This is a genomic window from Novosphingobium sp. UBA6272, from assembly GCF_002440635.1.
Lineage (GTDB): Bacteria > Pseudomonadota > Alphaproteobacteria > Sphingomonadales > Sphingomonadaceae > Novosphingobium.
This window is the reverse complement of the sequence record NZ_DJUW01000010.1, coordinates 20,857-39,217: the sequence shown is the minus strand read 5'-3', so window position 1 is coordinate 39,217 and position 18,361 is coordinate 20,857. Positions and strand designations below refer to the sequence as shown.

At 63.1% G+C, this 18,361-nt stretch carries 34 protein-coding genes; 19 read left to right on the top strand and 15 right to left on the bottom strand.

From position 1 onward, the window contains the following. The 4 genes from truB to B2V17_RS05545 all read right to left on the bottom strand — a co-directional run. On the bottom strand, positions 1-480 hold a 480-nt coding region (gene truB, locus B2V17_RS05560; protein ID WP_292996048.1), incomplete at its 3' end, for a tRNA pseudouridine(55) synthase TruB. A gap of 4 nt (positions 481-484) precedes the next feature. Then, positions 485-1,177 (bottom strand): site-2 protease family protein, encoded by a 693-nt coding sequence (locus B2V17_RS05555; protein WP_292996046.1) that lies wholly within the window; start codon positions 1,175-1,177, stop codon positions 485-487. Continuing rightward, complete coding sequence (locus B2V17_RS05550) at positions 1,174-1,578, bottom strand: DUF6491 family protein (protein WP_292996044.1); 405 nt, start codon at positions 1,576-1,578, stop codon at positions 1,174-1,176. The genes B2V17_RS05555 and B2V17_RS05550 overlap by 4 nt, the downstream gene beginning before the upstream one ends. An 8-nt stretch (positions 1,579-1,586) precedes the next feature. Further along, positions 1,587-2,165 carry a thymidine kinase gene (locus B2V17_RS05545; protein WP_292996042.1) on the bottom strand — a complete coding sequence of 193 codons (579 nt, stop codon included), beginning with the start codon at positions 2,163-2,165 and terminating at the stop codon, positions 1,587-1,589. Positions 2,166-2,245: 80 nt separating this feature from the next. Between B2V17_RS05545 and B2V17_RS05540 the strand changes: the two genes are divergently transcribed. After that, on the top strand, positions 2,246-2,818 hold the full coding sequence (locus B2V17_RS05540) for a YceI family protein (RefSeq protein ID WP_292996040.1): 573 nt from the start codon (positions 2,246-2,248) through the stop codon (positions 2,816-2,818). Positions 2,819-2,825: 7 nt separating this feature from the next. Here B2V17_RS05540 and B2V17_RS05535 read toward each other — a convergent pair whose 3' ends face one another. From B2V17_RS05535 to B2V17_RS05500, 8 genes are all read right to left on the bottom strand, one after another. Further along, positions 2,826-3,212 (bottom strand): hypothetical protein, encoded by a 387-nt coding sequence (locus tag B2V17_RS05535; protein WP_292996038.1) that lies wholly within the window; start codon positions 3,210-3,212, stop codon positions 2,826-2,828. Positions 3,213-3,304: 92 nt separating this feature from the next. Then, positions 3,305-3,700, bottom strand: a complete 396-nt coding sequence (gene rbfA, locus B2V17_RS05530; RefSeq protein ID WP_292996036.1) for a 30S ribosome-binding factor RbfA — start codon at positions 3,698-3,700, stop codon at positions 3,305-3,307. After that, entirely contained in the window at positions 3,700-3,873 is a 174-nt protein-coding gene (locus tag B2V17_RS05525) for a hypothetical protein (protein WP_292996034.1), read from the bottom strand. Before B2V17_RS05525 ends, rbfA begins: the two co-directional genes overlap by 1 nt. A 3-nt stretch (positions 3,874-3,876) precedes the next feature. Further along, positions 3,877-6,390, bottom strand: a complete 2,514-nt coding sequence (gene infB / locus B2V17_RS05520) for a translation initiation factor IF-2 (protein WP_292996032.1) — start codon at positions 6,388-6,390, stop codon at positions 3,877-3,879. Positions 6,391-6,414: 24 nt separating this feature from the next. Continuing rightward, positions 6,415-7,134, bottom strand: a complete 720-nt coding sequence (locus B2V17_RS05515) for a DUF448 domain-containing protein (protein WP_292996030.1) — start codon at positions 7,132-7,134, stop codon at positions 6,415-6,417. Further along, positions 7,115-8,737, bottom strand: coding sequence for a transcription termination factor NusA (gene nusA / locus B2V17_RS05510; RefSeq protein ID WP_292996028.1), 1,623 nt, complete (start codon positions 8,735-8,737; stop codon positions 7,115-7,117). Before nusA ends, B2V17_RS05515 begins: the two co-directional genes overlap by 20 nt. Before the next feature lie 2 nt (positions 8,738-8,739). After that, entirely contained in the window at positions 8,740-9,315 is a 576-nt protein-coding gene (rimP, locus tag B2V17_RS05505; RefSeq protein WP_292996026.1) for a ribosome maturation protein RimP, read from the bottom strand. Between the two features lie 129 nt (positions 9,316-9,444). Beyond that, positions 9,445-10,002, bottom strand: coding sequence for a hypothetical protein (locus B2V17_RS05500; protein ID WP_292996024.1), 558 nt, complete (start codon positions 10,000-10,002; stop codon positions 9,445-9,447). A 269-nt stretch (positions 10,003-10,271) separates the two neighbouring features. Between B2V17_RS05500 and B2V17_RS05495 the strand changes: the two genes are divergently transcribed. From B2V17_RS05495 to B2V17_RS05480, 4 genes are all read left to right on the top strand, one after another. Beyond that, on the top strand, positions 10,272-10,478 hold the full coding sequence (locus tag B2V17_RS05495; RefSeq protein WP_292996022.1) for a cold-shock protein: 207 nt from the start codon (positions 10,272-10,274) through the stop codon (positions 10,476-10,478). 4 nt (positions 10,479-10,482) lie between these two features. Beyond that, positions 10,483-10,746: a translation initiation factor IF-1 gene (infA, locus tag B2V17_RS05490; protein ID WP_292996020.1), complete on the top strand. Its 264-nt coding sequence runs from the start codon at positions 10,483-10,485 to the stop codon at positions 10,744-10,746. A 238-nt stretch (positions 10,747-10,984) separates the two neighbouring features. Beyond that, positions 10,985-11,179, top strand: coding sequence for a hypothetical protein (locus tag B2V17_RS05485; RefSeq protein WP_292996018.1), 195 nt, complete (start codon positions 10,985-10,987; stop codon positions 11,177-11,179). Then, positions 11,169-11,378 carry a hypothetical protein gene (locus B2V17_RS05480; RefSeq protein ID WP_292996016.1) on the top strand — a complete coding sequence of 70 codons (210 nt, stop codon included), beginning with the start codon at positions 11,169-11,171 and terminating at the stop codon, positions 11,376-11,378. Before B2V17_RS05485 ends, B2V17_RS05480 begins: the two co-directional genes overlap by 11 nt. A gap of 12 nt (positions 11,379-11,390) precedes the next feature. Here the strand turns inward: B2V17_RS05480 and B2V17_RS05475 are convergent, their stop codons facing one another. The 3 genes from B2V17_RS05475 to pspF form a co-directional block, all read right to left on the bottom strand. Beyond that, positions 11,391-11,750, bottom strand: a complete 360-nt coding sequence (locus B2V17_RS05475; RefSeq protein WP_292996014.1) for a hypothetical protein — start codon at positions 11,748-11,750, stop codon at positions 11,391-11,393. A 21-nt stretch (positions 11,751-11,771) separates the two neighbouring features. Beyond that, the gene (locus B2V17_RS05470; protein WP_292996012.1) at positions 11,772-12,113 is read right to left on the bottom strand and encodes a hypothetical protein; all 342 of its coding nucleotides are present in this window, start codon (positions 12,111-12,113) and stop codon (positions 11,772-11,774) included. A 67-nt stretch (positions 12,114-12,180) separates the two neighbouring features. Further along, a complete protein-coding gene (gene pspF, locus B2V17_RS05465; protein ID WP_292996010.1) occupies positions 12,181-13,212 on the bottom strand; it encodes a phage shock protein operon transcriptional activator in 1,032 nt (343 codons plus the stop codon). Positions 13,213-13,363: 151 nt separating this feature from the next. Between pspF and B2V17_RS05460 the strand changes: the two genes are divergently transcribed. From B2V17_RS05460 to B2V17_RS05395, 14 genes are all read left to right on the top strand, one after another. Further along, entirely contained in the window at positions 13,364-13,522 is a 159-nt protein-coding gene (locus B2V17_RS05460) for a hypothetical protein (RefSeq protein ID WP_292996008.1), read from the top strand. 98 nt (positions 13,523-13,620) lie between these two features. After that, positions 13,621-14,445 carry a phage shock protein PspA gene (pspA, locus tag B2V17_RS05455; RefSeq protein ID WP_292996054.1) on the top strand — a complete coding sequence of 275 codons (825 nt, stop codon included), beginning with the start codon at positions 13,621-13,623 and terminating at the stop codon, positions 14,443-14,445. 3 nt (positions 14,446-14,448) lie between these two features. Then, on the top strand, positions 14,449-14,745 hold the full coding sequence (pspB, locus tag B2V17_RS05450; RefSeq protein WP_292996006.1) for an envelope stress response membrane protein PspB: 297 nt from the start codon (positions 14,449-14,451) through the stop codon (positions 14,743-14,745). After that, complete coding sequence (locus B2V17_RS05445) at positions 14,742-15,044, top strand: PspC domain-containing protein (protein WP_292996004.1); 303 nt, start codon at positions 14,742-14,744, stop codon at positions 15,042-15,044. Before pspB ends, B2V17_RS05445 begins: the two co-directional genes overlap by 4 nt. Continuing rightward, complete coding sequence (gene pspC / locus B2V17_RS05440; protein WP_292996002.1) at positions 15,041-15,418, top strand: envelope stress response membrane protein PspC; 378 nt, start codon at positions 15,041-15,043, stop codon at positions 15,416-15,418. Before B2V17_RS05445 ends, pspC begins: the two co-directional genes overlap by 4 nt. A gap of 25 nt (positions 15,419-15,443) precedes the next feature. Then, positions 15,444-15,737: a hypothetical protein gene (locus B2V17_RS05435; RefSeq protein ID WP_292996000.1), complete on the top strand. Its 294-nt coding sequence runs from the start codon at positions 15,444-15,446 to the stop codon at positions 15,735-15,737. Continuing rightward, positions 15,737-16,075, top strand: coding sequence for a hypothetical protein (locus B2V17_RS05430; RefSeq protein ID WP_292995998.1), 339 nt, complete (start codon positions 15,737-15,739; stop codon positions 16,073-16,075). Before B2V17_RS05435 ends, B2V17_RS05430 begins: the two co-directional genes overlap by 1 nt. Continuing rightward, on the top strand, positions 16,072-16,365 hold the full coding sequence (locus B2V17_RS05425) for a hypothetical protein (RefSeq protein WP_292995996.1): 294 nt from the start codon (positions 16,072-16,074) through the stop codon (positions 16,363-16,365). Before B2V17_RS05430 ends, B2V17_RS05425 begins: the two co-directional genes overlap by 4 nt. Then, on the top strand, positions 16,365-16,640 hold the full coding sequence (locus B2V17_RS05420; protein WP_292996052.1) for a hypothetical protein: 276 nt from the start codon (positions 16,365-16,367) through the stop codon (positions 16,638-16,640). The genes B2V17_RS05425 and B2V17_RS05420 overlap by 1 nt, the downstream gene beginning before the upstream one ends. A 19-nt stretch (positions 16,641-16,659) precedes the next feature. Next, a complete protein-coding gene (locus B2V17_RS05415) occupies positions 16,660-16,968 on the top strand; it encodes a hypothetical protein (RefSeq protein ID WP_292995994.1) in 309 nt (102 codons plus the stop codon). Positions 16,969-16,995: 27 nt separating this feature from the next. Next, positions 16,996-17,229 carry a hypothetical protein gene (locus B2V17_RS05410; RefSeq protein ID WP_292995992.1) on the top strand — a complete coding sequence of 78 codons (234 nt, stop codon included), beginning with the start codon at positions 16,996-16,998 and terminating at the stop codon, positions 17,227-17,229. Next, entirely contained in the window at positions 17,226-17,402 is a 177-nt protein-coding gene (locus B2V17_RS05405; RefSeq protein WP_292995990.1) for a hypothetical protein, read from the top strand. The genes B2V17_RS05410 and B2V17_RS05405 overlap by 4 nt, the downstream gene beginning before the upstream one ends. A gap of 151 nt (positions 17,403-17,553) precedes the next feature. Continuing rightward, the gene (locus tag B2V17_RS05400) at positions 17,554-17,964 is read left to right on the top strand and encodes a SufE family protein (protein ID WP_292995988.1); all 411 of its coding nucleotides are present in this window, start codon (positions 17,554-17,556) and stop codon (positions 17,962-17,964) included. Position 17,965: 1 nt separating this feature from the next. Further along, positions 17,966-18,319, top strand: a complete 354-nt coding sequence (locus B2V17_RS05395; protein ID WP_292995986.1) for a YbaN family protein — start codon at positions 17,966-17,968, stop codon at positions 18,317-18,319. Positions 18,320-18,361 lie beyond the last annotated feature (42 nt).

Below are 18,361 nucleotides of genomic sequence, written 5' to 3'. Positions count from 1 at the left end.
CCTGAAGGGGAGGGGCTTAAGAGTGTAAACTGTCACGGCACGCGCCTGCAGCTCCACTGTCGCCCCGGCTCGGGCCAGATCATAGGCCCGTTCGCCATCAACCTTCAGCGCCGAATATGCCGGCGGAACCTGCTCGATCGGCCCGGTAAAGCGCGGCAACACGGCTTCGGTCTCGGCCCGCGAAGGCCGCACGTCGCTTTGCGCAATTACCTTGCCTTCCAGATCGAGCGTGTCGGTCTCCGCCCCGAAGGCGACGGTGAAGGCATAGACCTTGTTGCCATCGAGCATCCGCCCGGTCAGCTTGGTCGCCTCTCCCAGCGCGATCGGCAGGACCCCGGTGGCGAGCGGATCGAGCGTGCCGCCGTGGCCGACCTTGACCTTGCCCAACCCGGCCTCGCGGCACACCCGCTTGACCGCCGCGACTGCCTGGGTCGAGCCAAGCTCATGCGGCTTGTCGAGAATGATCCAGCCGTGGGGCATAGGTTCAGCGTCCGGCAATCAGCCCGGCCAGCGCCATATAGTGCTCCGACAGCCACTGCACCGGCGGCAAGATCAGCCAGCTGACGATGTTCAGGCTGGGCACCAGATACGGTACCACCACCAACAGTAGGATCATGATCAGCAGCGCCTTGTTGTGCAGCCCGGCATATTTGCGCGCGACCTGTGGGGGCAGCAGGCCTTCGACAATGTGACCACCATCGAACGGCGGGATCGGCAGCAGATTGAACAGGGCGAGGAAGACGTTGAGCAAGATGAAGTTGACCAGGTTGGCAGCCAGAAATCCGATCGCCAGCGAAGGTTCGCCCTGTCCCGCATAGACCCGCATAAACAGCCCCAGCAGCACCGCGCCAATCAGCGCCATGATCAGGTTGCTGCTCGGCCCGGCGGCGGCGACGATCATCATGTCGCGGCGGGGGTTGCGCAGGCGGCCCTTGATCACCGGCACCGGCTTGGCCCAGCCGAACACCGGCAGGCCGGCCAGCTTGAGCATGCCCGGCAGGATGATCGTGCCGAACGGATCGACGTGCTTGATCGGGTTGAGGCTGAGCCGGCCAAGGTTGGCCGCGGTATTGTCGCCCAGCGCCCGCGCGGTCCAGCCGTGGGCGACCTCGTGAAACACGATCGCGATGATCAGCGGGATGATCAGCGCGGCGACCTGAAACAGGGTATCGTTCATGGGGTCTGGGTACCTTCTGCGGCCGCTTGCCGCGCAATCTCGCGTTCGTTGCGCGGCAGGGGCCTGGCCGCGGTGACCATGCTCGTCACAAGACACTTCTCGTCATCGACCAGGATCAAGCTGGAGCGGCGCAGGTGCGATGGGCCGCGCATGTGATAGCCGATCGAGCCGGCCGAACTGAGGCCCGCACACGGCTCGGCCAGCGTGAGGTAATACCAGCGGCGCTGCCGGTCCATCAGCCAAAGCCCGGTATCGCCATCAGGCTCAAACAGGCGCACGGTGCGGTCGGGAAAGACCAGACTGGTCTCCACCCCCAGCTTCGGCCATTCCGGGGCCGGCCTGGCAGCTGCGGTGTCGGCGAGGCCGAGGCCCAGCAACACTCCAATTGCGATAGTGCGCATTGCCCCGCTCATCCTTCCAATGCCTCGGTGAAGTGCCTGCGACACAATGCGACATAGCGGTCGTTGCCGCCGATCTCGGTCTGGGCCCCCTGCTTGACCGCCGCGCCGCTGGCATCGACACGCAGGTTCATGCTGGCCTTGCGGCCGCAGTGGCATACGCCTTTCAGTTCGACCAGATTGTCGGCAATGCCGAGCAGGGTAGCCGAGCCGGGGAACAGTTCGCCCTGAAAATCGGTGCGCAGGCCATAGCAGACCACAGGAATGCCGGCCTCGTCCACCACCCGCGCCAATTGCCAGACCTGCTGCTGGGTCAGGAACTGCGCCTCGTCGACCAGAACGCAGGCCAGCGGTTCGACCCGGTTCGCCGCGCCGATCCGGTCCCACAGGTCGGTCGCGGCATCGAAGCGGTGGGCATCGGCGTGCAGGCCGATCCGGCTTTCAATCGCCTTGTCCCCGCCGCGATCGTCCAAGGCAGCGGTCCACAGCATCGTCGTCATGCCGCGTTCGTGGTAGTTGAAATTCGCCTGCAGCAGCGTGGTCGATTTCCCCGCGTTCATGCTGGCATAGTAGAAATAGAGCTTGGCCATGAGGCTGTCAGATAAGGGTTCACAGCGAAAAGGCCAGAGCGATTGACAGGCGCGGCGGGGAAGCCCAATCCGCGCCGATAATGCCTATGCCGATGCGGTTCTGCGCTGCCCTGCTCCTGATACTGACCACGGCTGCGGCCGGCCCGGCCTATCGTTACCGGCTGGACAGCGCCTCTTCGCAAGTCAGCGCGCGGGTTTCCTACTTTGGTCTTGGCCACAAGACCGCGCAGTTTCCGGCAATGCGCGGGTCGATCCGGCTTTCGCCCGACCGGCTCGATACGATCGACCTTGAAGTCGACCTCGATGCCCGCGCGATGACGGCCGGCAGCAAGACCGACACCGATTACCTCAAGGGCAAGGCCTTCTTCGATGTCGCCAACCATCCGTCGATCCGTTTTTCCGGTCGCCGTATGGCGATGACCGGGCCGGTTACGGCGCGGGTCGATGGACAACTGACCGCGCGCGGGATCACCCGTCCGGTCAGCCTGGCGGTGACCTTTGCCGAACCGCCGTCCCGGGCCAGCGGCCAGCAGGCAATCAACCTGACCGCGACGACCACGATCAACCGCCGCGATTTCGGAATGACATCCTATGGCCTGATCGTCGGCAAGAAGGTCGCGATCACGATCCAGGCCCGGCTGGTGCCGGACTAGTCGCCAATCAGGCGCAGATCATCCCTTCTCCGGCATCGGAGAAATTTGTGAGCCGCAACCCCGGCAATCCGCCAGGCCAGCTTTCCATCATCGCGACGTTGGGGATGAGCGTGCAAACCGAGGTTCGCTTGCCCTTGTCCTCAGGATTTCGGGAAATGAAGGCCTGATAGTTGAAGGACACGTCCCCGCTGTTTCGAACCCTCAACATCGAACCATCTTCCGAGAAACTGGCAACAATCTCGCCTTTTGCAAGCTTGTCATCGGGCGACAGTTTGCGGGCTTCGGCCGGCTGGCCGTTCACCACCTTGAAAGCCCAGGCCTCACCCGGACTGATAAACAATCCAGGCTGCGCTTCTCGGGCCAAAGCCGGATTCGCCAGCAACAGGCAGAACAAGGCAACAAGGGCCGTCAAGAACCGGTGCATTGGCATTCTCCTGACTCGTCAGGCATTTAGACTTGCAGCTCCGCAGGGCCTTTGCAAGTCAGTCAATCCTCGCCCAGATCGCGCTGGACCTTGGGATCGCGCAGCAAGGTCTCGATCTTTTCGGCGACGTCAAAGCTTTCGTCTGGCAGGAACTTGATCCGCGCGGCATATTTGAGCCGCAGCTTGCCGGCCACTTCCTTCTGGAAATAGGCGGTGTGGGTGCGCAGCGCCTTGAGCACGATCTCCTCGTCCGCCCCCAGCAGCGGCTTCACGAAGACGGTCGCATGGCGCAGGTCCGGGCTCATCCGCACCTCGGTCACGCTAACCGCGTGGGCCGTCAGGACATCGTCATGGACCATCTGCCGGCTGAGCAGTTCACTGATCACATGGCGCACCTGCTCCCCCACCTTGAGCAGACGGACCGAGCGGGTTTCGGGGGTGGCGGACTGGCTGGACATCAGAAGAATAATCCCAAAGGCAACGCAAGCATCACGACCAATACTGGCAGGCAACCGGACCAAAATCCGGCGTCCGCACCTTGTTTGACCGCTCCGCCATTGCGCGCCCACCAGCTCTTCGGCTTCGCCTCAGAGCTGGATTCGGGCTTCCTGCGTTCGCGGCTTTCGGCCATCGATTACAGCGTCCGTTCGCGCTCCTCGACCTCAAACACTTCGAGCATGTCGCCCGGCTTGATGTCGTTGGTGTCCTGCAGCACGACGCCGCATTCCAGACCTGCACGGACTTCGGGGACGTCGTCCTTGAAGCGGCGCAGCGAGGCGATGGTGGTCTTCGAAACGATGACATCGTCGCGGGTAAGACGGGCGTAGAGGCCCTTCTTGATCCCACCTTCGAGCACCAGCAGACCTGCCGCCTTGTCGCGCTTGCCGGCCGGGAACACTTCCTTGACCTCAGCCCGTCCGACGACGTGCTCGATCCGCTCCGGACCCCAGATGCCGGCCATTTCCTTGGCCACTTCCTCGGTCAGGTGATAGATCACGTCGAAGTACTTCAGGTGCACCTTCTGGCGTTCGATCAGTTCGCGCGCCTTGGCATTGGGGCGGACGTTGAAGCCGATGATCGGCGCACCGCTGGCCTGGGCCAGAGCCACGTCGCTTTCGGTGATCGCACCCACGCCCGATTGCAGGATGCGGACCTTGATCTCGTCGTTCGACAGCTTGCCCAGCGCATTGACGATCGCTTCGGTCGAGCCCTGAACGTCCGAGCGGATCACCACCGGATATTCAATCACCGCATGCTTTGCCGACAGCGCCGAGAACATGTTCTCGATCGTGGCCGGAGCAGAAGTGGTCCGCTTGGCAGTGGCGCGTTCCTGACGGAATGCGGCGACTTCGCGGGCGCGGGCCTCGTTGTCGACCACGGTCAGCGTATCGCCGGCCATCGGCACGCCGCCAAGGCCGAGCACCTCGACCGGCAATGCCGGCGGCGCGGCCTTGATCTGGCGGCCCTTGTCATCAAGCATCGCGCGGACGCGGCCCGAATGGGTGCCGACGACCAGGATATCACCAACCTTCAGCGTACCGCGGTTGATCAGCACCGTCGCCAGCGGCCCCTTGCCCTTGTCGAGCTTTGCTTCGACCACGGTTGCTTCGGCGGCGCGATCCGGATTGGCGCGCAGTTCGAGCAGTTCGGCCTGCAGCAGGATCTTCTCGATCAGATCGTCAAGCCCGGCCCCGGTCTTGGCCGAAACCTCGACATCCTGCACTTCGCCCGACATCGCCTCGACCAGAATCTCGTGCTCGAGCAGGCGTTCGCGGATCTTTTGCGGGTTGAATTCCGGCTTGTCGCTCTTGGTGATCGCCACGATCATCGGCACGCCGGCCGCCTTGGTATGGTTGATCGCCTCGATCGTCTGCGGCATCAGCCCGTCATCGCCGGCCACCACCAGGATCACGATGTCGGTCACGTTTGCGCCGCGCTGGCGCATTTCGGTGAAGGCTTCGTGGCCCGGGGTATCGAGGAAGGTGATCAGTTCGCCGCCCTTGGTCTTGATCTGATAGGCGCCGATATGCTGGGTGATGCCGCCGGCTTCGCCCTTGACCACATCGGTCCCGCGCAGTGCATCGAGCAGGCTGGTCTTGCCGTGATCGACGTGGCCCATGATCGTCACCACCGGCGGACGCGGCTTCAGCGAATCCTCTGGATCGACGTCGGCCGCAGTATCGATATCGACATCGCTTTCAGAGACGCGCTGGATATTGTGGCCGAATTCCTCGACCAGCAGTTCGGCCGTATCCTGGTCGATCGTCTGGTTGACGGTGACCATCATGCCCATCTTGAACAGCGCCTTGACGAGGTCCGCGCCCTTTTCGGCCATACGGTTGGCCAGTTCCTGCACGGTGATCGCTTCAGGCACCACCACGTCGCGGACCTGCTTCTCGCGCGGCTGGCTCTGCCCGGCGAAGTGCGCGCGCTTTTCCTTTTCGCGGGCGCGCTTCAGCGCGGCGAGCGAGCGGGCGCGGGCGCCTTCGTCTTCATTGAGCGCGCGGCTGACAGTCAGCTTGCCGGCGTGGCGGCGCTGGTCACCCTGCTTGTCGCGCGGGTGGGCGATCTTCTTGGCCGGAGCCTCGGGCCGCTTGGGCGCGGCCACCGGCGTGAAGCGGCGCGGTGCCGGTGCGGCGTTGTCGCGCGGGGCTTCGTCCTCGGCCGGTTCGGCGGGCTCAGCTGCCGCTTCCGCAGCGGGTTCCGGCGCAGCTGAGGTCTGGGCGGCGGCTTCGGCTTCGGCCTTGCGGTTTTCCTCGGCGCGGCGGCGTTCTTCCTCAAGCGCGCGCTGACGCTCTTCGGATTCGCGCCGGGTCTGCTCTTCCAGCATTGCCAGCCGCGCTTCCTCGGCTTCGCGCTGCATCCGGGCGACGCGTTCCTGCGGGGTTTCGCCAGCCGGAGCCGAAGCCCGGGGTGCCGGCTTGGGCGCTGCGGCGACGGGCGCAGGAGCAGGGGGCGGCGGAGGCGGCGGCGGCGGCGCGACCGCCGCTTCACCCGGCTTGCGGATGAGCTTGCGGCTCTTCACCTCGACCACCACCTTGTTGGTGCGGCCGTGGCTGAAGGTCTGCTGGACCTGGCCCGCTTCGACCGACTTCTTCAGACCCAGCGGCTTGCGGCCCAAAGTCGGTTTGTTTTCGCTATCGCTCATGTCTCTAACCAGTCCTTCAAAATATCAAATTGTCGTCGCGGGCGCAGGTCCAGCCGGATCGGCCGGTTCCCCGCCATTGCCCTGATCGTTCGTATGGCCCTGCCCCAAAAAGCGCAGCAAGCGCCGGAGCGGGACTTCCAGCCTTTCCGCCGATCGGGGGTCGGTCAGCGCCAGGTGGACGACATTGTCGCGGCCCAATGCCACAGACAGCGCCGCCCGGTCCAGAGGCAAGGTTAACCCGGCCGCCCCTGATCCTTCCAGTTCGCGCCCGACCCGCCAGGCCTGATCGAGCTTGCGCGAGCCATCCTCGCTGGCATCGGCCGCATGGGCCAGCCAGGTGACCTTGCCCATCCGTGCGTTCTCGGCAATCCGGTCGGAGCCGAGCAGCAGCTTGCCGCTTTTCATTTCCAGCCCGAGCCGTTCGGTGAAAGCCCGCAGCAAAGCCGCTTCGGCGCGCTCAGCCAGGTCATCGGGAATCGTCAGCGCGGCGCCCTTGAACGCCCGCGCCAGGGCGCCCTTCAGCTTGCCCTTGGCCAGCGCCGTTTCAAGGTCGGCGCGCGACACGCCGATCCACGCCCCCCGCCCCGGCGCACGGGCCAGGGCATCGGGCAGGACCAGTCCGTCCGGAGAAATCGCCAGGCGCAGCAAATCATCCCGGGAACCGTGGTCCCCGGTCAGGATGCAGCGCCGCTCGGGCGCTTCAGGGGCTGCGGAACCTAGCGGCTCATTGTGAGGAATCCGCATTTGCGGCCTCCTCTGTGGCTGGCTCGTCTTCGAACCAGTGCGCGCGCGCGGCCATGATGATCTCGTTGCCCTGCTCTTCGCTGAGGCCATATTCGCCCAGCACGCCGCCACGGTCCTGCTCGCGTTCCTTGCGGGCCGGGGCGCTGCCATCGCGGCGGCGCTGTTCCTGCCGCTTCTTCGCGATCAGTTCGTCGGTGGCGAGATCGGCGAGATCGTCGAGCGTCTTGATCCCGGCCTTGCCCAGCGTGACCAGCATCTGCTCGGTCAGGTGGGGCATTTCGGCAAGGGCATCCTCGACGCCCAGCCCCTGCCGCTGTTCGCGGTAGGCGGCTTCGCGGCGATCCAGAGCTTCCTGGGCGCGGCTCTGCAGCTCTTCGGCCAGTTCCTCGTCGAAGCCTTCGATCGTGGCGAGTTCGGCCAGTTCGATATAGGCGACTTCCTCCAGCTCGCTGAAGCCTTCGGCCACCAGCAACTGCGAGAGGGTTTCGTCGACGTCGAGTTCTTCCTCGAACATCTTCGAACGCTCGGCGAATTCCTTCTGGCGCTTTTCGCTGGCTTCCTGCTCGGTCAGGATGTCGATCTGGCTGCCGGTGAGCTGGCTGGCCAGGCGGACGTTCTGGCCGCGGCGACCGATCGCCAGCGAAAGCTGGTCATCGGGGACCACCACTTCGATCCGGCTTTCCTCTTCGTCGATTACCACGCGGCTGACCGTGGCCGGCTGCAGCGCGTTGACCACGAAGGTCGCGGTATCTTCGCTCCAGGGGATGATGTCGATCTTTTCGCCCTGCATTTCCTGGACGACCGCCTGAACGCGGCTGCCCTTCATACCGACGCAGGCGCCGACCGGGTCGATGCTGCTGTCGCGGCTGATCACGCCGATCTTGGCGCGGCTGCCCGGATCGCGGGCGGCGGCCTGGATCGTGATGATCCCGTCGTAGATTTCCGGCACTTCCTGCTCGAACAGCTTCTTCATGAAGTCCGGGTGGGCGCGGCTAAGGAAGATCTGGGGACCGCGGTTCTGACGCTCGACCTTGAGGATCAGCGCGCGGACGCGTTCGCCGACGCGGGCAACTTCGCGCGGGATCTGCTGATCGCGGCGGATCACCCCTTCGGCGCGGCCGAGGTTGACGATCACGTGGCCGAATTCGACCGACTTGATCACGCCGGTGACCATTTCGCCGGCGCGATCCTTGAATTCCTCGAACTGGCGTTCACGCTCGGCATCGCGGACCTTCTGGAAGATCACCTGCTTGGCCGACTGCGCGTCGATCCGGCCGAGATCGACCGGGGGCAGCGGATCGACGATGAAGTCGCCCAGCTTGGCATCGGGATCGAGTTTGGCGGCCTGCTTGAGATCGACCTGCTTGAAGTAGTCTTCAACTTCTTCGACCACTTCGACCACGCGCCACAGACGCAGATCGCCGGTGCGCGGATCGAGCTTGGCGCGGATATCGTTTTCGGCGCCATAGCGGTTGCGGGCGCTCTTCTGGATCGCTTCTTCCATCGCCTCGATCACGATCGACTTGTCGATCAGTTTTTCGTTGGCAACCGAGGTGGCGATCGCGAGCAGTTCGGCACGGTTGGCGGAAATCGGACTGGCCATGTTCAGTCTTCCTGTTCTTCTTCGAGAATTTCATCGGCCCCGCTGGTATCCAGCGGGCGGGTGGCGGCGATCAGCCGGTCGGTCAGGACCAGCTTGGCGGAATGAATGTCGCTGAGCGGGAACGAGACCTGGCCCGACTTCTTGTCGTCCAGCGTCACGGTCTCACCCTCGATCCCGATCAGATCGCCTTGCAGCGACTTGCGGTTTCCATCGACGGGATTTTCCAGCTGGACGCGCACTTCGTGCCCTGCCCAGTTGATGTAGTCCTTGGCCCGGGTCAGCGGCCGGTCGATCCCGGGCGAGCTGACTTCCAGACGATAGGCGTCGGCGATCAGCACCTCGCCCTTTTCCTCCAGCGCGTCGAACGCATCGGAAACGCGGTGCGACAGCGCGGCGCAATCCTCGATCACAAGCTGGCCGGTATCGGGTCGCTCTGCCATGATCTGGAGCGTATATTCCTCGGCGTCGGACAGCGGGCCGATCTCTCCGCCCTTGAAATAGCGCACGCGCACAAGCTCGAAACCGAGGGCCTTGGCCTCCGGCTCGACAACTTCGATAATGCGCGCGATATCCGCCATTGAAACTCCATCTGCCGCAGCACTGTGACAATGAAGTTTCGCGCCGGCCCCTTTCGGCGCCAGCCCCTTCGTTGAGTCACAATGTCGGGATGAGCGGCAATTAGGCGCGTTTGGCGCCGATTGCAAGTGCTACCGTGAAGTTCCCAGCGGCGTTGTGATTGCGCCCTGCCAGCCGGCCACTGTGTAGCCATCGTCCTTGTGGACCCAGCGGAATACCATGTCATCGACCTGAAGGGGCTTGCCATTGGCAGTTGCCGTCAGTCTGAAGTTGACGCCATCGGGATAGAACGCGGAGCAGACTTCCTTGCCTTCGACCGGATACAGAAACCGCAGCGATTGAATTGCCGCTGCTTCCTGCCTGGCCGTTGCGCCATCCACATGCCGCACGATCCGAGCGCCCTCCAGGTCCTTCAACCGGGCAATGCCGCATAGCGCTCCGTTCTTGACGTAGGCTTTCGATTTTATCTCGATCACCAGACCGGGCAATCCATTTATCGACAGCCTATCCGTGGCTTCAAACTGCCCGCCGGCAACGCGAACAAAAGTGCTCATCATCCGGCAGGTCTTGGCTGGCTCGTCAGCTAGTTCGCAGAGCTGCCAGTCCGGAGTGATTCCCGCCAACGGATCGGCCAGAGGTTCGGGCGCAAACGCGCCGGCCTGGGCAATAAACAGGGACAGGATCGGCATGGACTGGCTCCGGCTGCAATTTCCGCGGAAATAATGCTCGCCGGATATTGACCTATCGTTACTCTGATCGCGTTGAACTTGCGGGATAAGTGCAACCTAAAAAGGTAAACGGTTGCTTTCCGCAGGGTTCGCGCCTATATCAGCCGGGCTAACGTCGCCTGCGACGGAACTTTTCGGCCTACCCGCCTCTTCGTTCCCTATCTCGCTTCTACGCTCCGCCGGCCGCTTTTTGTCGGCGGGTAAACCGTGTTTCGTGAAAGGAACAGACTATGCCGGTAGGCACCGTGAAATTTTTCAATACCGACAAGGGCTATGGCTTTATCGCTCCCGATGAGGGTGGCGGCGACGCATTCGTCCACATCACTGCCGTCGAACGCGCCGGAATGAGCACGCTCGATAAGGACCAGCGCGTCAAGTACGAGCTGGAAACCGATCAGCGCGGCAAGACTTCGGCCGTGCAGCTCGAACAGGCTTAAGTCGATGGCCAAGGAGGATCTCCTGACCCTCGATGGCCAGATCGACGAAATCCTTCCCGACGGCCGCTTCGGCGTGCTGCTCGAGAACGAGCACCGGATCATCGCTTACACCGCCGGGAAGATGCGAAAGTTTCGCATCCGCTCGGTGGTGGGCGACCGGGTTCGTGTGGAAATGACTCCTTATGACCTGAGCAAGGGCCGCATCGTGTTTCGCGAGCGTGGCCCCGGCGGCGGCCCCACGGGGCCACACGGGAAGCGGCGACATTAGCCTTTTCCAACAATACAAGGACGGGGCGGCCCGAGGCTGCCCCCACAAAACAATGACTTTGCATACCATGATACCGGCGATCCGCCGCGGGATGTCCCGCGTCGGCATCGTCCCAAGCCGCAGCGGCCAAGGCCCGCGGCTCTCCGGCCAGTCCCGGTAATTCCCGCTGACGCGCGAAGAAACCCGTCTGGCCGTAATTGAAGTGCTGGGCTGAAAAGCCAGAAAGGCGAGTGCGGCGATGATGTCTGAAAGTTTCTACATCCAGCAAGCCGAAAGCTGCCAACGTGCAGCTGACGACACCCCGCTCGCCAACCAGCGCGACACTTTGCTCCGTTCGCGCGCGGCCTGGCTGACGCTGGCCGCGCGCGAGCAGGCAATCCGCGCCGCCCGGGCGCAACGCGAACGCGAAAAGGAACAAGCCGATGAACGATGAAATCCCCCGCCCCTTCCTGATCCAGCGTCAGGACGACGGGACGTTTCGGCTGACCGTGCGCGATATCCGCTACAACTCGCAAGGCTACCCGCTGGTCAGCGGTACCATGCAGGACGAGGTCTTCGCGACCTCAGCGGCTGCCAAGTCCTTCGCCCGGAACAATTTTGACGCCAAGGCCGGGCAGTACGCGACCAAGTAGGACAAGGATCCCTCAACTGCCGTTCGGGTAATAGTCTGAACCGGAATCGTACTGGCTGTCATTGAAGCGGCGTGCTTCTTCATCGCGTTTGCGATCGGCTCTCGCCCTGGCTTCTTCGCTTTTCTCACGCTTGGCTTCGTCGACCAGTTCGTCGGAATCCCACCAGGCCGCGACCAGCATCGACAGCGTGGTCCAGAACCCGGTGTCCTCGTCAACTTCGTCCTCGATCGACTTGGCGCTCAGCTCAAGCCGCTCGCGCGCTTCGGGGCTGTTTTCATAGTAGGTCGTGACTCCGGCCAGGGCGAAGAAGCCCAGCATGACCAATGCGACGATGACAACGAAGGTGCGCTTGATCAGCGTTATGGCAGTCATGGCGGAGCTCGGCCAGCGGGGTCAGTAGCCGTTGCCGGTATCGACCGGGCCGTTCTGAGCTTCGTATTCCTCGCGCATTTCGCGGATAACCTGACGGCGGAAAGCTTCGTCCTTGGCGCGTTCGCTCGCCTCAAAGGAATCGCCGCGCCGGTCGTGAGAAGAGCTTGAACTCGATTTCGCGGAATAGGCACGGGTCGAAGAGCCAGACGAAGCGTTGTTGCCCCAAGGGTTGGACGCTTCCTTGCGCGCGGCAGAATCTTCGCCTGGCGTGCGCAGCATGGTCGCCGTGAAAACGATTCCCATCAGCAGCACGAAACCAATCGCCCGCGGGGTTTGCAGCAAGATCTGGAAGAATGTACGCATCAAACCAACCCTCCCCAACGGCATGGCATTTAGAGAAAATCGGTTACCAATCGGCTAATCGGCAGGCTCAGGTCCGCTCGCTCAATCCGTGCTTCTTCATCGCATGGCGAAGCTGGTCATAGCTGAGGTTCAGCGCCTTGGCGGTCTGGCGCTGGTTGAAACGGTTGCGGGCCAGCGCCTGCTCGAGGATCGCCCTTTCATGCGCGTCCACCGCGCTGCGCAAGTCAGTGACCTGGTCATAGGCAGTGGTCGGAGCGGCAGGCGCGGCAGCGGCGGGCGGAGGGCTACCCCCCGGTTCCGGCGCACGCGGCATCGCGGCCGGCTTCCACGGGCTGTCGAACGGATCGAACACCACATGGCCGATCGGTTCGTCCCACAGATCCCAGCGATAGACCGCGCGTTCCACCACATTGCGCAATTCGCGAACGTTGCCGGGCCACTGGTATTCTTCCAGTGCCTGCATCGCTGCCGGTGAAAAGCCGGGCCAATCGTCCCAGCCCACCTCGGTTGCCATGCGCCGGCCGAAATATTCGGTAAGCACCCGGATATCGCCCTCGCGCACCCGCAGCGGCGGCAAGGTGATCACCTCAAAGCTCAGCCGATCGAGCAGGTCTGGACGGAACCGGCCCTCGTCGGCCATCCGCGGCAAGTCCTCGTTGGTCGCCGCGACAATCCGCACGTCGACCCTGATCGGGCGTGACGAGCCGATCCGCGTCACCTCGCCATATTCGACCGCACGCAGCAGCCGTTCCTGCGCGCCGGATGAAAGCGTGGCCAGTTCGTCGAGAAAAAGCGTCCCTTTGTCGGCTTCCTCAAACCTTCCTGCGCGGGCCTTGGTAGCGCCGGTGAAGGCACCCTGCTCATGACCGAACAACTCCGCCTCGATCAAGGTTTCCGGCATGGCCGCGCAGTTCAGCGTGACCAGCGGCTCGGCCCAGCGCCGCGAGAGCTGGTGCAGGCGTTCCGCGATCAGTTCCTTGCCGGTACCGCGCTCGCCGATGACCAGCACCGGCCGGCCCATCGGCGCGGCGCGGCTGGCGCGTTCGACCGAATCCAGAAAGGCGGTCGACTGGCCAATGAACTGGGTATTGCGCTCCATGCCCAATATATAGTGAAAAATCCCAACATCGCGCAATGGCCACTACATGTCGTTCGTCGAATGGGCTGGAAGGGCGCTGATTTCAGCCACTTTGTGCATTTGGCACGCAGCTTGCTGATAGGTGAACAAATCCAATTTGTGGAGGAACATCATGTTCACCAACCTGATCAACAAGGCCAGCACCCTCGACAAGGCGATCGTCCTTTCGGTGGCGGCCATGCTCTCATTCAACCTGCTCGTCCTGGCCAGCCAGGTCGAACATGCACCCACCGTCGCCCAGATCCAGGGCGCCACGGCTCAGCAAGCCTGAGCCCGGTGGTGAACCGCAAGATGGGACATGACCCCTTTTCCCCGCTTGGGCCGGAATCCCAAGCAACCCCCGATGGCGGCACCCAGTCCCCCCGCCGCATGGGTGTTCCGGCCCAGACCGACCTCGGCCCGATCGGCCAGTCCCCCCGTCAGCGCGCATCGCGCTTCGAGGCCGAGGTCGAACGTCTTCGCCGCACCCCTACCCCGACTTTTTCTTCCTCCACCGGAGTACCCTGGATGGGCATTTTCAGCCGCACCCGTGATATCATCGCCGCCAACTTCAGCGACCTGCTCGACAAGGCCGACGATCCCGAAAAGATGATCCGGATGATTATCTTCGAGATGGAGGAAACCCTGGTCGAAGTGCGGGCCAGCGCGGCGCGGACGATCGCGGACCAGAAGGAAATGCACCGTCACACGGTCAAGCTCGACCGGCTGCAGGCCGATTGGGCCGACAAGGCCCAGCTGGCGCTAAGCAAGGACCGCGAAGATCTGGCCCGCGCCGCCCTGGTCGAACGCAAGAAGGCTGCTGACATGGCCGAACAGCTGAAGGCCGAGATCACCGTGCTCGACGATGCGCTGCGCGCTTACGAGCTCGACATCGAAAAGCTGCAGAACCGGCTGCGCGAAGCCCGGGCCCGTCAGGGTGCGATCGCCGCGCGGCTGGAAAGCGCCGAGAACCGCGTCAAGCTGCGCACGCTGATGGCCAGCGAGCGGGTCGACGAGGCGATGGCCCGCTTCGACCAGCTGGAACGCCGGGTCGACTATGCCGAAGGCCGCGCCGAGGCACTGAGCCTGGCCGACCAGTCAAGCAAGCCGAGCCTGGCCGACGAGATCGCCGCGCTCGCCGGGCAGGACAAGATCGACGAGGAACTTGAAGCGATGAAGCGCGCCCTCAAGGGTGACGAAGGACAGGAGGGCTAAGCCGTGGAAGACATCTTTGTCCCGTTAGGTTTCACGCTCCTGGGCATAGTCTGGATCACTTTTCACTATATCACCAAGTGGAAGACCGCACCGACTCTGACCACTAACGATGAGGCTCTGCTGGAAGATCTTTACCAGCTGGCCCGCCGCCTGGATGACAGGATGGACACTGTCGAACGGCTGGTTGCCGCCGACAATCCGGACTTCCGCGAGGCCCGGCAACTGACCGATGGGTCAGCCAAGGCCCCATCACTGGATGACCTCACCGCAGCCCCGACGAAACTGCGGAGCGGCCGATGAGCCAGGGCTACCGGACATTCTACCGGGACAAGTTCAATGGAAAGATTTCCGGCGTCTGCGCTGGCCTGGGTGACTACTTCAAAGTCGAGCCCCTGTGGTTCCGCCTGCTCTTCGTTGGACTGTTTTTCGTATTAAATTTCATAGTTTTGATTGTGTATTTCGTGATCGTGCTGGTGACCAAGAAGAAGCCTCCGTACCTCTATACGGATAGCCTCAACCGCACCTTTGCCGAACCGTATGTAGCCGAACCGGCCGGGGACTTGGTCCAGCCGGCATCGAGGAAGGGGATAGACCGATGAACAGCCCGCGCACCCGCTTTTACAAAGACAAGGCGAACAAGAAGCTGATGGGCGTCTGCGCCGGGATCGCCGATTACACCGGGATCAATTCGATCTGGGTTCGGCTGGGCTTTCTGGGGCTGGTGTTCATGACCGGCGGCGCCATTCTGCCGATCTATTTCCTGGTCGGTCTGCTGGCGGACAAGAAGCCGCAGCAGCTATATGTTGACCGTCAGGAGCAGCAGTTCTGGCAAGGCGTCCGCCAGTCGCCCGCCCGCACCGCCCGCGAAGTGAAGGGCCAGCTGCGCGAGATCGACCGCCGCCTGGCCGAAGTCGAAACGTTCTACGTCAGCAGCAACCCGCGCCTTTCGAGCGAAATCGAACGCCTGCGCTGAAAATCCGAATTGAGGGAATAGCAAAATGGACCTGGGGACAATAGCAATCGTCGCAATTACAGTGGGCTTGCCGATGATGATTCCGATCTCGGCGATATGGGCCAAACACAGGCAAAAGATCGCCGAGATGGAAATCAAGGCGACTGCCGAGAAGGCCGCGCAATACGCTGCCAACAACACGGAATTGGAACAGCGCGTCCGCGTGCTGGAACGGATCGTCACCGACAAGGGCTATGACGTCGCCAGCCAGATCGAGGCGCTGCGCGATGCCCGCAAGGTCGAGGCCCTGCTTGACCGGCGTGAAAAGGATCTCGGCTGATGGAACCGAATGAAATCTTTGAAGTTGTCCGCATCATTGGTCCGATAATCGCGATCGTTACCGCGATCGGTTGCGGCGCGTGGCTGCTTGATACCCGAATGCGGATCAAGAACGGCTATCCGCTCAACGGGTCCTGGGGGCAGAAGCTCTATCCCAAGACCTCAAGCGAGGAAGGCGAGCGGATCAAGCTGCTCAGCACCGAGAACGCGCAGCTGCGGGCCGAACTGGGCAGCGTCAAGGACCGGCTCGGCAACATCGAACGGATTGTCACCGACAGCGGCTATCAGCTGACTCAGCAGATCGAGGCCCTGCGGATCGAGCGAAAGGACGTGCAATGAACTGGGGTGGACCGGAATTCGTGATCTGGATCATCGCGATCAGCACCGGCGGCTGGATCATCAACAACTGGATCCGCGCCCGCCACGGCTATGCCCTGGAAGACGAATGGGGCGGCAAGACCGATCGCGGCGGCAAGGAAGTCTCGGCGCTCAAGGCCGAGAATGCCGAGCTGAAGGAACGGCTGGCCATGTTCGAGGACCGGGTGATCGTGCTGGAACGGATCGCGACCGACAAATCGGTCAACATCGCCGCCCAGATCGAGAACCTGCGGAGCGGAGACAAAGCGTGATGGGCTTTCCCGAAGCTGTGGCATTCTGCGCACTGGTTGTTGGGCTGATTTCGATCTCTGGCATCCTGCTTGATGCTCACAATCGGCGGCTCAAGCACCGCGAGAAAGAGTTGGAACTTCAGGTCCGCCTGGCCGAGGCGCAGGGCCGCAAGGGCAGCGGCGAAGTTGCCCAGCTGGAACAGCGCCTGCGGGTGCTGGAACGGATTGCCACCGATAAGGGCAGCACTCTTGCTGCCGAAATCGAAGATCTGCGCGAACGCGCCGACGCACGTTGACAGGATCCGGAGGGAAAAGATGGATTTTGGAACTACCCTGATCGTGATTGCCGGGATCGGCGCCTGGTATTCGATCCGCACGCAGCGGATCAAGTCCGGTGGCGGCAGCGGAATGCCCTTTGGACGCGGTCGGCACCGCCATGGCGACGCCCCGGTCGATCCGCTGCTGAGCGCCCCCAGCGCGCGCGAGCACGAGCTTGAAAAGGAAGTCGAATCGCTGCGCGAACGGATCCACGTGCTGGAACGGATTGCCACCGATGCGAACAGTACCAATCACCGCCAGACCCGCGCCCTGGCCGATGAAATCGAAAGCCTGCGCGACAGGTAAACGAGGAACCAAGAGGGAGAAAACGCCATGATCAGCGACTACTTCCTGATCGCCGCCACCGCCCTGTTGTCGGTCACTATCCTGGCCACGGCATCGCTGCGCGGCTGGCAAGGCTGGCTATCGCTCAAGACCCGCGAGCTCGAAATGCACCGGCCCGAGATCGAGGGCGGCGCCGTCAACGGCGCAGCGCGGATCGAGATTGCCGACCTCAAGGAGCGGATCCGCAAGCTTGAAGCGATCGCCGCCGGGGTTGATCTGTGAGCGAGCGCCGAAACGATGCCGCCAAGGCCGGGATCGGCCTCGGCACTGCCATCGCGGTCGCGATCAGCTGGAGCGTCAACAAGTCGATCATCTGGGCGATCGTCCATGGGGTCCTCTCGTGGTTCTATGTGATCTACTACGCCCTTACCCGCCCCGGCGGGTTGAGCGGCTAGCTGGGTTGGCCTGCGGCCGCCTGCGGCTTCGACAAGCTCAGCCCGAGCGGAAATTTGAGTATTGTTCTCGCAAAGGCCCGCTCAGGCTGAGCTTGTCGAAGCCCCCGCACAACGGTTGCGGCATGGCCTTTCCATCCCTAGATGCCACCCGATGCGCAGCCTGTCCGACATCGCCGAAGAATATGAATTCCTGGAGGGCGACGAACGCTATCGCCTGCTGATCGAGCTGGGGCGCGAGCTTGAGCCGATGCCCGATGCGCTGAAAACCGACGCTACGCTGGTGCGCGGCTGTTCGGCCTCGGTCTGGGTCTATCCGACCCGGCTGGACGATGGCCGCCTGCATTTCCTGGCCGACAGCAACGCCGCGATCACCAAGGGGATCGTCGCGCTGGTCCTCTCGGCAGTACAGGACCGCCCCGCCGCCGAAGTCGCCGCGACCGACATCGCTGCCGCGCTTGCGCCGTTTGATCTCAGGAACCAGCTTTCCTCGAACCGCACCCAGGGCGTGCCCAACATGATCGCCCTTGTGCGCGAGACTGCCGGGCGTCTGACCGCATCGTGACATGGTAAAGCGCCACCTCTACCTGGGCGGAGGTCTGCTATCGGTCGGGCTCGGGATTGCCGGAGCCTTTCTCCCGATTGTCCCAACCGTCCCGTTTCTGGTCCTTGCCGCATTCTGCTTTGCCCGCAGCAATCCAGCCTTGGAGGAGCGCCTGCTCAATCACCCGCACTACGGCCAGTCGCTGCGCGATTGGCGCGAGCGCGGGGCGATTTCGCGCCGGGCCAAGATCTCGGCAATCGTTGCGATGATGGTTGGCGTCGGTTTTACCTGGTTCACGATCGGCTGGCCGTGGGTGCTGATCTCGATCGCGGTGCTGGTGATCTCCGGAACCTGGATCTGGACCCGCAACGAATAGCAGCGCGCTTGCAAATTGGCCCCTGCCCTGCCTATGGCGCAG